The organism is Archangium sp. (assembly GCF_057119385.1).
This window is the reverse complement of record NZ_DBNGVP010000191.1, coordinates 1-13,450: the sequence shown is the minus strand read 5'-3', so window position 1 is coordinate 13,450 and position 13,450 is coordinate 1. Positions and strand designations below refer to the sequence as shown.

Below are 13,450 nucleotides of genomic sequence, written 5' to 3'. Positions count from 1 at the left end.
GGCCCGGCCCGAGCAGCTCGAGTGTGGCCGGAGAGCACGGTGTCGATGAAGGCAGCGTGCACGTGTAATACTCGGGGCCATGAGTCTGCCGGCACAGGGGGCCGTGGTCTCTCCCATCGCGCAACGCCGTCTCGAGCTGGCGAGCCAGTTCCACGGACGTGTGTCCGAGCTGCTGCGCCTGGACCCGGGCCGGGTGCGCTTCTCGCTGGGAGTCTCGCTGGCGGAGCTCCGGGTGCCCTTCCACATCACCCCCGAGGCCGCCGCGCTCTTCTCGCAGGGCGCGCGCCAGCTCGCGGTGATGTTGCTGTCGAGGCACCGGGAGCTGGTCTCCGCCGGGGAGTTCGATCGCTTCCTGCTGGTGGAGGAGTACGCCACCCTGCCCCCGCTGCCGCCGACGCTGTCACCGGGCACGGGCGGCCCGGACACGCGAGCCACCGCGGACCTGGCCACGCTCGCGCACCCGCTGCTCCCCGGTGGCGTGATGGCGGCCTGGCTGGGGCCGGGAGGTGGAGGACGCTCGCTGGTGGCGCTGGTCATCGAGCTGATGCGGCGGGCCTTCACGGAGATGAAGGAGTCGCGCGGGCGCGAGGAGACCCCTGCCCTGGTGGCACTGATGCTGTCCTCGCTGCTGCCGGGCGTGGAGGGCGCGCTGCGCACCCTGGAGCTGCCCGCCTCGGTGCAGCGCCAGCTGGTGACGGCCACGGGCACGGGCCTGTTTCTCGCCCTGCGGCTGGGCGTGGAGCGGGCGGTGCGTGAGGGCCAGCCCACCCCGGAGCTCGCCGCGCGCATCGAATCCGCGCTGGGACCCATGGCGGTGCTGGGAGGCACACGGCTGCTGCTGACGGGTGGCTCCACGCTCTACGGCTGCGAGCTGCTGGCCGGAGTCCCCGATGCCGAGAAGCTCGTGGCCCAGTACCCCGGCGGCCTGCCGGTGGACACGGTGCGCGCCACGCTCGAGCAGGTCATCTCGAAGGACGACGTGATGGCGCGCAGGGCCGAGCTGGCGGTGGGCGTGAGCGCCTTGCGCGAGTCCCTGGTGCGCGCGGTGCGCCTCGGCGAGGGCGGCGGCTTCCAGGGGGCCCTGACGGAGTACCTGCGGGCGCTCGCCACACGCCCGGCCGAGCTGACGGCCCTGCTCGCCGAGGACAAGGAGCGCAAGCACCTGACGAAGGAGCTGCGCACCTACGCGGAGACGCTGAAGGGCCCGCCGGCCGAGGCGCTGAACGACCTGGCGGCCCGGCTCAAGGAGTACTCGCCCAAGGAGCCCGCGGCGGCCGCGGGGCTCGCGCGCGCCAGGGCCCACGCCTGCTACGCGAGGGCCGCCACGGCGTTCGTCTGCGACCTCTGGCTGGAGCGCTCCCTGTTCCCGCTGCGGCGCATGATGGAGGCACGCACCGGCGAGGAGGTGGAGGGCGGGCTGGAGGCGGAGTACCAGGCCGGGCGGCTCTACCTGCTGTCCACGAGACAGGGGCCCCTGCTGCGCTCGGCGGTGAGCGCCCCGGTGGCGCACCTGTTCGTGGACGTGAAGGACTTCACCCGGCGCACGCAGCTGCTCGGCGGCGCGGCGATGGCGGACTTCCTGCGGCGGGAGTTCTACCTGCCCATCCTCGCGGACGCGAAGGCGCTCTACGGGGGCATGTCCCAGCTGTCCGACCGGGGCGGCGTCTCGGTCAACAACCTGCTCGGAGACGCGCTCTCGCTGAGCGGGACGGTGGACCGGTTGGTGACGCTCGCGGTGGGAATCCGCCGCCAGCTGGTGTCCTACGAGAAGCGCCTGGCCCAGGCCATCTCCCGCGAGCAGGTGGAGGCGGGGCTGAAGGCCATCGAGGAGGAGTACGAGCGCAAGCTGCAAGCGGCCCGTCCGGGCGTGCGCGCCATCATCCAGCGGGAGAAGGAGGGGGCGCTGGCACGAGGCCGGGGCGAGGGCCTGGAGGCGGGCGTATTCGTCTCGTACGGCCCGGCGCCGCTGGTCATCACCCTGGAGGACGACGTGTTCGGCCTCTCCAAGGTGGCCATCGCGGATCGCATCAACGAGAGCGCCCGGGGCACGGCGCGCTCGGGGGCGGCGAGGGCGAAGGCGGACGCGCTGCTCGCGCAGGAGCGGCAGCGGCGGGGCAATCCCGCGCTGGCCCACCCGTGGCTGGTGTTCGTGGGCGCGCCGTTGTCCGTGCACGTGCCCTACTCCGCCGAGGCCGAGGCCCGCGCGGCGCTGAAGGCCGGCGACATGGAGGCAGCGAGACGGGCGCTGGAGCAATCGCTCCGGGACGCGCTGGAGGACGCCGCGAAGCAGGGAGAGGACGCGCCGGGAGACATCTACAACGCGGGCGTCGCGGTCTCCGAGGAGACGCTGCTGGCCTACCAGGAGACGCTGGGGGATCAGCGCTTCTTCCGCCAGCTCGAGGTGGAGCCGCGGACGCTGCACCCGGAGCTCCACCAGCGCTACTTCTTCCCGCCCGAGCCCCTGAAGCTGACGGTGGGCTTCCACCCGACTGGCGAGCTGGCGGAGGTGTTCCGCTTCGCCGGCCGGGTGATGTTCAAGGGACTCGAGCGCAAGGGCGGGATGGGAGTCTGGGAGCTCGTGGACGAGCACGGCGTGGGCCGGCTCTTCGCGCGGCACCACGCCTCGGAGTGGCGCCGGACCCGCTGACGCGAGGCCCGATTACAGCCGCTGCAGGGAGAAGCGCGAGCGGACCTTCATGCCGCCCATGCCGCCCATGGACTGGTCCATGACCTGGGTGCCCTCGATGCGGACGAGCCGGCCGGCCGCCACGTCGAAGCCGCTGGTCACGTCCACGTCCACGTTCATGCCCATGGCCCCGCCCGCGCCGCCGCCCTGGCCCGGCTTGCCGCCGCCCATGTTCATGCCGCCGCCCATGTTCATGCCACCCATGGCCTGGGCGCCGCCCTGGTCCTCGTCACCGGACTCCACGTCGGCGCCGCCGAGCTCGCTCTCCCCGGCCGCCTCGGCGGGGACCTCGGTCTTCTGGGCCACGGTGGTGCGCAGCTGGGCCATGTTGTTCTCGATCTCCCCGAGCGTCGTCGCCATGGCGCCCATGGGGGTGGTCACCTCGTAGCGGCCGCCCGGCGCCATGTCGCCCTCGGGGAGCACCATCATGTCGAAGATCTGCTTCGGCAGGACGTCCACGGAGGGATCCTCCTCCTTGATCTTCACGGCCTTGAGCGCGGGAGGCGGCGCCTTCTTCTCCGTCATGGCCAGGGAGACGGTGCCGCTCTTCGGATCCACCGCGGCCACCACGTCCACGCGCGTGTCACCCGCGGTCATCGAGGCGCTGGCGCCCTTGGGCCCGGCCTTCAGGTCGTGCACGCCCACCACGGTGCGGCCTTCCTGGATGTAGACCGTCACCATCTTGAAGAACTTCGCGTGGCCCTTGCGATCCACCTCCGCCTTCACCTTCTTGGCGGCGGGGGGAATGTTGTCGATGGTGGTGACGCGCTTGTCGGCGCCGACCAGCTCCATCTTCTCCAGGGTGAGCTCCACCTCGGCGGTGCCGTCCGGACGGACGGAGAGCACCTTCTGGCTGAAGACGGACTGGACCTTCATGCGCACGTTCATGCCGCCCTTGCCCATCTCCATGCCGGGCATCTGCATGCCCATGCCGGGCATCGCGCCCATGCCGCCGGGCATCTTCATCTCGATGGTCGAGTCATCCTCGTACTGGAAGCGGTGCACGTCCCCCTTCTTCCACTGATAGTTGAGCTCCACGGCGGAAGCGGAGCCAGAGGCGAACAGCACCAGAGCGGCGGCGAGACTGCGGGAACCAAAGCGCATGGGGAAACCCCCCTCCCAGGGGATGCGGGTGGGCCCTCGAGCCCACCTCGTGCTGCGGGATTGTCTTGGATGGCACTCAGGACGTCGAGCCGCCGGAATTATTCAGCGGCACGTGCCCACGAGGGCTCCGCGCGCCTAGACTGGGGCGCGTGACGGACACGCCCGACACCCTCCTCGACGGCACCCACACCGTGCTCACGCCCGAGTACGTGGAATTCCGCTTCACGCTCGCGGGCCTCTACGCGCGCTTCCTCGCGTGGCTGATGGACGCGCTGCTCGTCGCGGGCCTCACCATGACCCTCCTCCTCGGGCTGAGCGTGACGATGCTGGCCTTCCCCGGCTTCGCCAGCGCGTTGGGGTTCGTCCTCTACTTCCTGGTGGACTGGGGCTACGGCATCGCCCTGGAGACGGCCTGGAGCGGGCAGACGGTGGGCAAGCGGGTGATGGGCCTGCGCGTCATCCAGCAGAGCGGCGTGCGCATCGGCTTCTACCATGCCGCGCTGCGCAACCTGGCGCGGCCGGTGGACAGGCTGCCCTTCTTCTACCTGGTGGGCGGGGTGACGGCGCTGCTGTCCGGCTCGCAGCAGCGGCTGGGGGACATGCTCGCCGGCACCATCGTGGTGCGCGAGCGCCGCCTCAAGGCGCCCTCGGCCCTCGAGGCCTCCGTGGACGAGGGGCTGCTGGCGGATCCCCTCTTCGTCTCCCGGGTGAAGCGGCTGAGCGCCGAGGCGCGGGAGCTGGTGCTCTCCGCGGCCCTGCGGCGCGAGGAGCTGCGGATGGAGGCCCGCCTGCGCCTCTTCTCCGCGCTCGCCACGAAGCTGCAGGAGCTGCTGGCCCTGGAGAAGCCGGCCCACCTCTCGGACGAGAAGTGGACGCTGCTGGTGGCCACGGCCCTGCTGCCCTCCCCCGGCGCACGGCCGAGGGGCACGGTGCGTGCGGTGGCCTGGGACTAGAAGTAGACGGACGCGCTCGCCGACAGGATGAGCGACGTCTGCACCCGCTCCGACAGCGACAGGTAGGCGTTGAACTGCCCCCGGGCGCCCAGGCTGATGGAGTCCGACACGAAGAACTCGATACCCACGTTGGGGCCGACGCCGAAGAAGTTCGACTCGCCCTGCTCCTTGAAGACGTGCAGGTAGCTCAGGTCCGCGCCCACGTAGGGCCGGATGGACTCCTCGAAGAAGAGGTAGCGGATGCCGAGCGACGGGGCCAGGCCCACCACCCGCTTGCCGGTGATGGGATCCTCCGGGAAGGAGATCTTCGTCAGCGAGACGGCCTCGAAGCCGCTCTCGATGTAGAGGGTGGCGTCGAAGCCGATGAACGCGGTGCTGTTGAGGCTGGCCGTGTTGTTGAAGTTCATGTAGCCCAGCGACAGGCCGAGGCTGCGGTTGGCGAACTGGGCGTGGGCGGGGGCGGCCGCGAAGAGGGCCACCGAGAGGCCGAGGGCGAGCAGGAACGAGCGCATGGGCCCGGACTCTAGCGTCCCCGGGTGGCGGCTAAACCACTGAAACCGCACGGAAACTCCGGGCCGGGGGGCGTTGATCCGGGAGGGGGGCCTCTCCTACACTCCCACCCCGTCATGCGTTCCCTCCGCTCCGCCCTCGCCATCCCCCTGCTGCTGGCCTCCGCCTGCGTCACCACCCCGCCTCCGTCCGACCGGGCCCTCGTGAACAACGAGCTGTGCACGCAGGAGATCGCCAGGGGAGACCTCAAGCAGGCCGAGGTGTATTGCGACCTGGGCCTGGAGTTCGCTCCCCAGTACGCGGACCTGTGGGCCAACAAGGGCCTCATCGCCATGTACTCGGGGAACAAGAAGCTGGCGCGCGAGCACTTCATCAAGGCCATCCGCTTCAACCAGGATCACGCCGCCTCGTACATGAACCTGGGCAAGCTGTACCTGGACGAGCAGGCCTACGGAAAGGCCCACGACAGCTTCCAGCGCGCGCTGAAGGTCAACCCGGACTACGTGGAGGCCCGCTACAACCTGGGGCTCACCTTCATCAACCTGAACAAGCTGGACCGGGCGGAGAAGGAGTTCCTCACGCTGCTGGTGGTGGATCCCAACAACGCGCAGGCCCACCATGACCTGGGCATCATCCGCTACCGCCAGGGCAGCCTGGATGAGGCCGCGGCGGAGATGATGAAGTCCGTGCAACTGGCGCCCAACCTGAACCCCGACTGGTGGAACAACCTGGGCGCGGTGCAGATGGAGCTGTCCCGCTACGCGGAGGCCGTGGAGTCCTTCGCCAGCTGTGTGGCGATCAAGCCGGATCACGCGGTGTGCCTCAACAACCTGACCATCGCCCGGAAGAAGGCGGCCCTGGTCGACTCGGGCCTCAAGCAGTTCCGCGACACGCAGAAGGCGGAGAACAGCGCGGAGTCCCTCTTCGTGCTGGCGCGCAAGTACAAGGACGAGGGGCTGCTGGCCGACGAGGAGCGCACCTACAAGGAGTGCCTCAAGCGCGATGGCAAGTACGCCCCCTGCCACTACGGACTGTTCGAGATCTACTCGACCGGCCAGAAGCGCCAGCACGCGGAGGTTGCGTGCAAGAACTTCCTCAAGTACGGCTCGGTGGAGGATTTCCCCACGGAGTCGGAGACGTGCGAAAAGTTCCTCAGCGCGAAGTCGTACTAGCGTGCGCCCGGAACCCCGCCCCCCGCCATCGCGATGAGCGTCAGGCTAACGGTCAAGCAGAGCAGTGAAGCCGGTGCCAAACCCACCGAGCTCGTCCTGGACGATGCCGTCATCACCCTGGGCCGCGACAAGGGCTGCCAGGTGGTGCTGGCGCAGCAGGCCGTGTCGCGCAGCCATGCGCGCATCACCCAGGAGGGCAACCTCTTCTTCCTGGAGGATCTGGGCAGTGCGTACGGCACCCAGGTGAACGGCAAGCCGCTGCCCAAGGGCGAGAAGCGGCTGTTGCGCAACGGTGACGTGATCGTCATCGCGCAGTTCGACGTGCGCTTCGACAAGGTGGCGGATCTGCCACACGACGTGGAGTCGCAGAAGACGTCCTTCGTGGCCCGCAACATGGTGAAGGACGTGATGCGGGGCCTGTCGGGTGGCGAGGAGCGCTACCTGCGGGTGATGAACGGCCCGCGCGAGGGCGAGCGGCTGGAGGTCAACGACGCGCAGGAGTTCACCATCGGCCGGGACGACTCGGCGGACGTCATCTTCCGGGACGATCTGATCTCCCGCCGGCACGTGAAGGTGCGGCGCGACTGGTCCGGCACGCACGTGGAGGACCTGGGCAGCCGCAACGGCATCAAGGTCAACCGCAAGCGCATCAACCGCAAGACGCTCAAGGACGGGGACGAGCTGGAGGTGGGAGGAGTCCGCTTCGTCTACGTCTGCCCGTCCGAGGCGCCGGAGGAGCAGGCCGAGGCATTGGCGGCGCCGGTGGTGGCCACGCCGGACGGCGAGCCCAGCGCGAAGACGCACCCGCTGCCGGCCACGCGCGAGCGCACGCCGTCGGGGAAGCGTTCCGCGGCGTCCACGGAGAAGCCCGCGGACGAGTCACCGGAGCCCGAGCAGGAGGCCGCCGCAGAGGAGCCGGCGGCCGGGCAGGAAGCCGCGGCCCAGCCCGAGCCGGAACCGGTCGCGGAGCCTGAGCCTGCCGTGGAGGAGCCGGTGAGGCCCGCGCCTCCGCCACCCGTACGCCGCAAGGAGCCGGAGGACGAGGTATCCGGGCTGGACGTGAAGCGCTACATCCCGCTGGTGGCGCTGGGAGTGATCTTCCTGATGGCGGTGGGCGTGCTGATCGCCCTGTTCGTGGGCGTCTGAGCCAACTCCCTCTCCCACCGGGAGAGGGTCGGGGTGAGGGTATCGGGAGTACCCGGGTTCCCCCCTTACCGGATGGAGATACGGGCCACCGGCTGGATGTTCAGCTCGGGGGACAGCTCCTGGAAGCTGACGACGGAGAAGGGCGGGTTGAACTCGTACTCGAGCAGCTTGCGGACGTAGCGCCGGATGTCCATGGCGGTGAGGATGACGGGGCGCTGCGCGCTGGGCGGCAGGTGGCCGCACTCGGACTTCACGGCCTGGACGATCTCCTGGGCGATGTCCGGCTCGAGGGCCAGGTGGGTACCGGCGGAGGTGCGCTTGATGGAGCCGCGGATGGCCTCTTCAATCTGCGGATCCAACAGGTAGACCACGAGCGTGCCCGTGCCGCGGGCGAACTTGTGGGACACGTAGCGCCGCAGGCTGGAGCGCACGTGCTCGGTGAGCATGACGTTGTCGGCCTCGACCTGGCCGTACTCGGCCAGGGACTGGAGGATGCCGCGCAGGTCGCGGATGGAGATCTCCTCCTCCACGAGGCGCCCGAGGATGTCCGTGAGCTTGAGCACGGTGACGACCTTGGGCACCACTTCCTTGACGATGGCGGGGAAGGCCTTCTCCAGCTGGTCGAGCATCGACTGCGTCTCCTGGACGCCGATGAACTCGCGCGCCTGGCGGCGCAGCACGGCGGCCAGGTGGAGGATGATGTAGCCGGGCACATCCCAGGTGGTGAGACCGGCGGCCTCGAGCGTGTCCTTGTGCTGCTCGGGGACCCACGCGGCGGCCTGACGGGTGGCGGGGTTGACGGCCTCGAAGCCCTGGATGTTCATCAGCTTCAGGCGCTCCACCGTGTCGTTGACGAGCACGTGGCCCAGGGTGGCCTGGCCCGTCACCACGGGGACTTCGTTGATTTGAATCTGGTAGGCGCCGGGAGGCAGGTTCGAGTTGCCGCGGGCGCGCACGCCCGGGAAGCGCACGCCCATCTCCACGAAGAGGCCGTCGCGCATGAAGGGGATGAGCTCGAAGAGGAACTTGCCGTTGTCCTGGCGCGAGTCCACGTAGGGCACCAGGGCGTCGGAGACCTCCAGGACGATGGGCGTGACGACGGGGATGAAGAGCTCGGAGTCCGGGTTGATGGCCTCCTTGGGCTGCGGCTCGGTGGCCGCGGGCACCTCGCCCTCGGGGGTCTCGCCGGTGAGGCCCGCCGCCTCGCCCGCCGCCACCGCCTCCTCCTTCTTCAGCATCTTCCAGGAGCCGTAGCCGGCACCGGCGGCCAGCAGGAAGAAGGGAATCTTGGGCAGACCGGGGATGAGGCCGAGCACCAGGAGCATGCCCGCGGCGATGGCGATGGCCTTCGGGTAGGCGGTCAGCTGCGCGCCCACGTCCTTGCCCAGGTGGTTGCCCTCCTCGTCGCCGCCCACGCGCGTCACGATGATACCGGCGCAGGTGGAGATGAGGATGGCGGGGATCATTCCGACCAGACCGTCACCGATGGTGAGCAGCGTGTACTTCTGCGCGGCGGCGCCCACCTCCATGCCCTTCTGCATCACGCCGATGACGAGGCCACCGACGATGTTGATGACGGTGATGATGATGCTGGCGATGGCGTCGCCCTTCACGAACTTCATGGCGCCGTCCATGGCGCCGAACAGCTGGCTCTCGCGCTCCAGGTCTCGGCGCTTGCGCTTGCCCTCCTCCTGGTCGATGGAGCCGGCGCGCAGGTCCGCGTCGATGGACATCTGCTTGCCGGGCATGGCGTCCAGGGTGAAGCGCGCGGCCACTTCGGCGACGCGCTCGCTGCCCTTGGAGATGACGATGAAGTTGACGATGACGAGGATGACGAAGATGACCAGACCGACGACCATGTTGCCGGCCACCACGAAGTGACCGAAGGCCTCGACCACCTCGCCCGGATCGCCCGTGAGCAGGATGAGGCGCGTCGTGGAGATGGTGAGCGCCAGCCGGTACATCGTGGTGATGAGCAGCAGCGTCGGGAACACCGACAGCCGCAGCGCCTGGGGCACGTACAGGGAGATGAGCAGCAGCACCACCGAGATGCTGATGTTCAAGGTGAGCAGCACGTCCAGCAGCATGGGCGGCAGCGGGACGATCATCATCCCGATGATGGCCACCACCACGCACGCCAGGACGATGTCGGAGTACTTGGACAGGAAGCTGTTGCTGTTGCTCTGGGCGGACATTCAGTCCGCGAGCCTAGCGAAACCCGCTTACTTTCCCAAGTCTCCACCCCTCGCCATCCGCCACGAGCATGCGGCCAGGCGAGCCGGCCCGCGCCACCGGCCGGGTGCGCCCCCTACTCCTGGGACTCGCCCCCGGCGTCATCCCGCTGGGCCTCTTCGGCGCTCTGGCGCGCCGCCGCGGCCAGGACACGCGCACGCTCGGTCAGGGGATCCTTGTTCTCCGGATCCAGGTCCACCACGCGGGTGAAGTCATGGACGGCTTCCAGGATGTTGCCCAGGCGCAGGTGGACCTCGCCGCGGTTGATCAACGCCGCGGTGTCCGAGTCATTGAGGCGGATGGCCTCGTTGAAGTGCCCCAGCGACTCGTCGAGCTCGTCCACCGCCAGACAGGTGGCTCCCAGGGCCGTGCGGTAGTAGCCCTCCGTGGGATCCAACGCCGAGAGCTCCTGGAAGATGACACGAGCCTCGTCGTAGCGCCCCTGCTCGTACATCTGGAAGCCCTGCATCGCGTGCTGGAGCAGGTCGGGCGTGGAGACTTCGGGATCGGAGTTCGCCATGGTGGGTGGGGACAGGACGGAAGAAGTCAACCTGGATGCTACTACGAGCCTCCGAACCGACGGAAGCTCCCTACCGGAATTACAGGACAGGTCTCACAGGAACGTCCTCCCGGGACGGACCTTCCGTAAGATGGGGCGCATGGAACTCGCGCGCGCGCAGGAAATCTTCGAGCAGCTGTACTCGGGCTTCTCCGGCTACGACATCGCCCGGCAGGAGAAGGAGCGGTTGGGAAAGCAGGAGGCGGCCACCACCTACGGGGAGGTGATTCCCACGGCCTTCCATGACGTGATGCTCGCGGCCGCGCCGCAGGCGGGCGAGGTGTTCTTCGACCTGGGCTCGGGGACGGGCAAGGCGACCCTGCTGGCGGCGCTCGCCTTCCCGTTCCGCCGGGTGGTGGGCATCGAGCTGCTCCCCGGACTGGGGGACGCGGCCCGCAGGGTGCTCAGCCACTACAACGCGGAGATCCGCCCCCGCCTGGGGCCGGAGCACCAGGAGCAGCGCATCGACTTCATCGATGGGGACTTCCTGGTGGAGGACCTCTCCGAGGCCGACGTGCTGTTCGCGCATGGCACCTGCTACGGGCCGGAGCTGATGGGCAAGCTCACCCACAAGCTGGAGGAGCTCAAGCCGGGCGCGAGGGTCATCATGGCCGGACAGACGCTGGCCTCCCCCGAGCTCGTCTTCCAGAAGATGAAGGTGATGAAGACGGATTGGGGCTCGGCGCTCGCAGCGGTGTACAAGCGCCGGTAGGCCCCTGCCGTGCGGCGGGGTTACTTCGCCTTCCCCGCCTTCTGCAGCATGGTCAGGGTGGCGCGGGCGCGCCTGGTGTTCTCGCGCTTGGCCTCGGGATCCAGCTTCAGCGCGGTATGGATGTCCTGGAGCGCCCCATCCACGTTGCCCTCGCGCAGCAGCAGCTCGCTGCGGCCCACCAGGGCGTCCACGTTGGCGATGTTGAGCTCGAGCGCCCGGGAGTACTCCTCCTTGGCCTCGGCGTACTGCTCCAGGTGGGCGTAGGTCGACGCCAGGTTGCAGTGGAAGACGCTGTCGTAGGGGGAGGCCGCCACCAGACCCTTGAAGATGTCCAGGGCGTCCTGGAGCTTGCCGGTCTTGAGCAGGTCGTGACCGCGCGTGGCGATCTGGTAGAGCATCTCCTGGGACAGGCCGAGGAACTCGGCCGGAGTGATCTCTCCGACGACGAGCTTTTCACCGAGCTCTTCCGAGATGACGCGCGTGGTACCGGCGGGCTTCTGCGGGGTATTGCTCACGGGAGCACCTGTGGGGAAAAAAAAAGACGGGAGGGCCGCGCACGACCCTCCCGCCCGATGAGTCTAGACCAGAGCTCAGAACGTCCGGAAGCGGTTCTGGTTGATGCTCCGGGTGAGGTCGCTCAGGGACGACCACTTGTCCAGCATGCGGCCGATGTCCTCGAAGCTGTTCTTCAGGGTGCTCTGGCGGCGATCCACCCAGCAGCCACCGCGCGGGCCGTTGGTGGTGGGGCGCTCGAAGGGGTTGTGCTTCTCGAGCTTCTCGGTGAGCTTGCGCAGGGTGTCGAACAGCTTGGACATCTGCTTGAAGAGGTCGCCGAGCTTGCCGAGGAAGCCACCCGGCTTGGTGGTGTCGCCCGGCTTGGTGGTGGGCTTGGTGGTGCCGGGGGCCAGGTCGTTGCCGAGCTTGAAGGACTCGCCGCCGTTGTTGCTGCCGATGATCTCCTTGCCGGTGAAGGACCAGTCGTCGGTCTCCTTGCCCATGACGAACACGTCCTTGCCACCGAAGCTGTTGACGTTGGCGAAGCCGTCCTGGGTGACGGGGCCGGTCTTGCCCTTGCCCTTGTCGATGTCGGTGACCTGCACGCGGTCGTTGCCGGAGATGATCTCCAGCTTGGCGGAGACCGTCATGCCGTTGCCGTAGGGGGCGGTGGTGCAGTTGATGCGGGTGCCGTCGCCGAGCACGAAGGTGCTGTCGCGCTTGAAGTCCCACTTGCCACCGTCACCCTCGTCCACGTGCGGGTCGCCCCAGACGCGGGTGTTCTTGCCGTCCGGACCGGTGATCTTCCACTCGAACTGGCTGGTGGCCTCGATCTTGTAGCCGCCGGGGGTGGTGATGACGCCCTTGGAGTCCGTCTTCAGGCTGCCGGAGGGGTGGGAGGAGTCCGAGGGAGCCGGAGGGGTGGGGGTGGCGGGACCACCGTTGCCGACGACCGAGCGGAAGATGTCCATGATGGACCGGTCGGTGCGGAACACATCGGTCTCGACCGTGTTGTTGGCGGCGTTGGCGGCCGTGGTGGCGGCCGTGGTCTGAACCTGGCCGGCGTCCTTGGTGGCACCCAGGGTCTGCAGTTCGGCCGTCGTGGTCCGGGCCGTGGTCACAGGGTTCGGAGAACCACCGATCTTGGTCGACATGATGTTTCGTCCTTTCTTTCTCAGGCGCGCAGAAGGCTCTTCGCACCAGGTCAGAACTTCGGGTTGTGGGGGTGGCGCCGAAGCGCCGCCCGCTGTGCTTCAGTTATTTCCATTATCGAGCCACCCCACCAAAGGTTTCCTGTGGACTTACGGAATTGATTTTTCCGCCCAGGAAGCCCCTGCCGTCCCCCAGGGTCGCGAGTGGAAACCACGGGTCGGGAGGCCGTCAAGCCCGGCACCCCGGGAAAAGGAGGCTCCAAACGAAACCGGCCCCGCCCGGCCCTCTCTGGAGAGGGGCCCCGCGAGGCCGTTCGGGATGCCTGGCTGACTGGCGCTCCATCTTCCGCCGAGGCCGTGGACGATGGCGCATCGGTGGAGCGCGAGCAGGTGATTCATCCTCCGAGGAGGGAGCTCCAGGTGCGCGCCATCGCCTCTTCGGAATTTCCCGGGGATTTTCCGGAGCATTTTCCGGGGCAGGCAGCCGCGGAGGAGACGCGCAGCGGCCACCAGGGGGAAGTGCGGACGCGAGGCCCCAAAAAACGAAACCGGTCCCGCGAGCCCTCTTATCGAGGACCGCGAGACCGGCTCGGACTACCCGATTGCCAGGGGCTCTATTCGCCTCTGGCGCTCTATCAGCCGCCGATGTTGCGGATGACGGACATCGCCATCTCGTGCATCTGCTTCATCATCTGCGTGATGAGCTGGGTCAGCTCCTGCTCCTTCTGCA

General features: G+C 68.5%; 11 protein-coding genes. 5 read left to right on the top strand and 6 right to left on the bottom strand.

What is annotated here, in order from left to right:
* Positions 1-79 precede the first annotated feature (79 nt).
* Entirely contained in the window at positions 80-2,647 is a 2,568-nt protein-coding gene (locus AC16DP_RS44830) for a hypothetical protein (RefSeq protein ID WP_329729089.1), read from the top strand.
* Positions 2,648-2,659: 12 nt separating this feature from the next.
* Here the strand turns inward: AC16DP_RS44830 and AC16DP_RS44825 are convergent, their stop codons facing one another.
* Entirely contained in the window at positions 2,660-3,790 is a 1,131-nt protein-coding gene (locus tag AC16DP_RS44825; RefSeq protein WP_329729088.1) for a hypothetical protein, read from the bottom strand.
* Between the two features lie 149 nt (positions 3,791-3,939).
* Here AC16DP_RS44825 and AC16DP_RS44820 point away from each other — a divergent pair, with 149 nt between their 5' ends.
* Positions 3,940-4,743, top strand: coding sequence for an RDD family protein (locus AC16DP_RS44820; RefSeq protein ID WP_329729087.1), 804 nt, complete (start codon positions 3,940-3,942; stop codon positions 4,741-4,743).
* Here the strand turns inward: AC16DP_RS44820 and AC16DP_RS44815 are convergent.
* Positions 4,740-5,255: an outer membrane beta-barrel protein gene (locus AC16DP_RS44815; protein WP_329729086.1), complete on the bottom strand. Its 516-nt coding sequence runs from the start codon at positions 5,253-5,255 to the stop codon at positions 4,740-4,742. The genes AC16DP_RS44820 and AC16DP_RS44815 overlap by 4 nt on opposite strands.
* A gap of 114 nt (positions 5,256-5,369) precedes the next feature.
* Here AC16DP_RS44815 and AC16DP_RS44810 point away from each other — a divergent pair, with 114 nt between their 5' ends.
* Positions 5,370-6,425, top strand: a complete 1,056-nt coding sequence (locus tag AC16DP_RS44810) for a tetratricopeptide repeat protein (protein WP_329729085.1) — start codon at positions 5,370-5,372, stop codon at positions 6,423-6,425.
* Between the two features lie 33 nt (positions 6,426-6,458).
* Positions 6,459-7,571 (top strand): FHA domain-containing protein, encoded by a 1,113-nt coding sequence (locus AC16DP_RS44805; protein ID WP_329729084.1) that lies wholly within the window; start codon positions 6,459-6,461, stop codon positions 7,569-7,571.
* Positions 7,572-7,636: 65 nt separating this feature from the next.
* Here the strand turns inward: AC16DP_RS44805 and sctV are convergent, their stop codons facing one another.
* Both sctV and AC16DP_RS44795 read right to left on the bottom strand, forming a co-directional pair.
* Entirely contained in the window at positions 7,637-9,766 is a 2,130-nt protein-coding gene (gene sctV, locus AC16DP_RS44800; RefSeq protein ID WP_329729083.1) for a type III secretion system export apparatus subunit SctV, read from the bottom strand.
* A gap of 113 nt (positions 9,767-9,879) precedes the next feature.
* Positions 9,880-10,323: a tetratricopeptide repeat protein gene (locus AC16DP_RS44795; RefSeq protein ID WP_329729082.1), complete on the bottom strand. Its 444-nt coding sequence runs from the start codon at positions 10,321-10,323 to the stop codon at positions 9,880-9,882.
* Positions 10,324-10,462: 139 nt separating this feature from the next.
* Between AC16DP_RS44795 and AC16DP_RS44790 the strand changes: the two genes are divergently transcribed.
* Entirely contained in the window at positions 10,463-11,074 is a 612-nt protein-coding gene (locus AC16DP_RS44790; RefSeq protein ID WP_329729081.1) for a class I SAM-dependent methyltransferase, read from the top strand.
* Positions 11,075-11,094: 20 nt separating this feature from the next.
* On the opposite strand, the gene AC16DP_RS44785 is transcribed toward AC16DP_RS44790, so the two are convergent.
* Together AC16DP_RS44785 and AC16DP_RS44780 are read right to left on the bottom strand one after the other, a co-directional pair.
* Positions 11,095-11,589, bottom strand: a complete 495-nt coding sequence (locus tag AC16DP_RS44785) for a tetratricopeptide repeat protein (protein ID WP_329729080.1) — start codon at positions 11,587-11,589, stop codon at positions 11,095-11,097.
* A 75-nt stretch (positions 11,590-11,664) separates the two neighbouring features.
* Positions 11,665-12,723 (bottom strand): DUF1521 domain-containing protein, encoded by a 1,059-nt coding sequence (locus AC16DP_RS44780; protein WP_329729079.1) that lies wholly within the window; start codon positions 12,721-12,723, stop codon positions 11,665-11,667.
* Positions 12,724-13,450 lie beyond the last annotated feature (727 nt).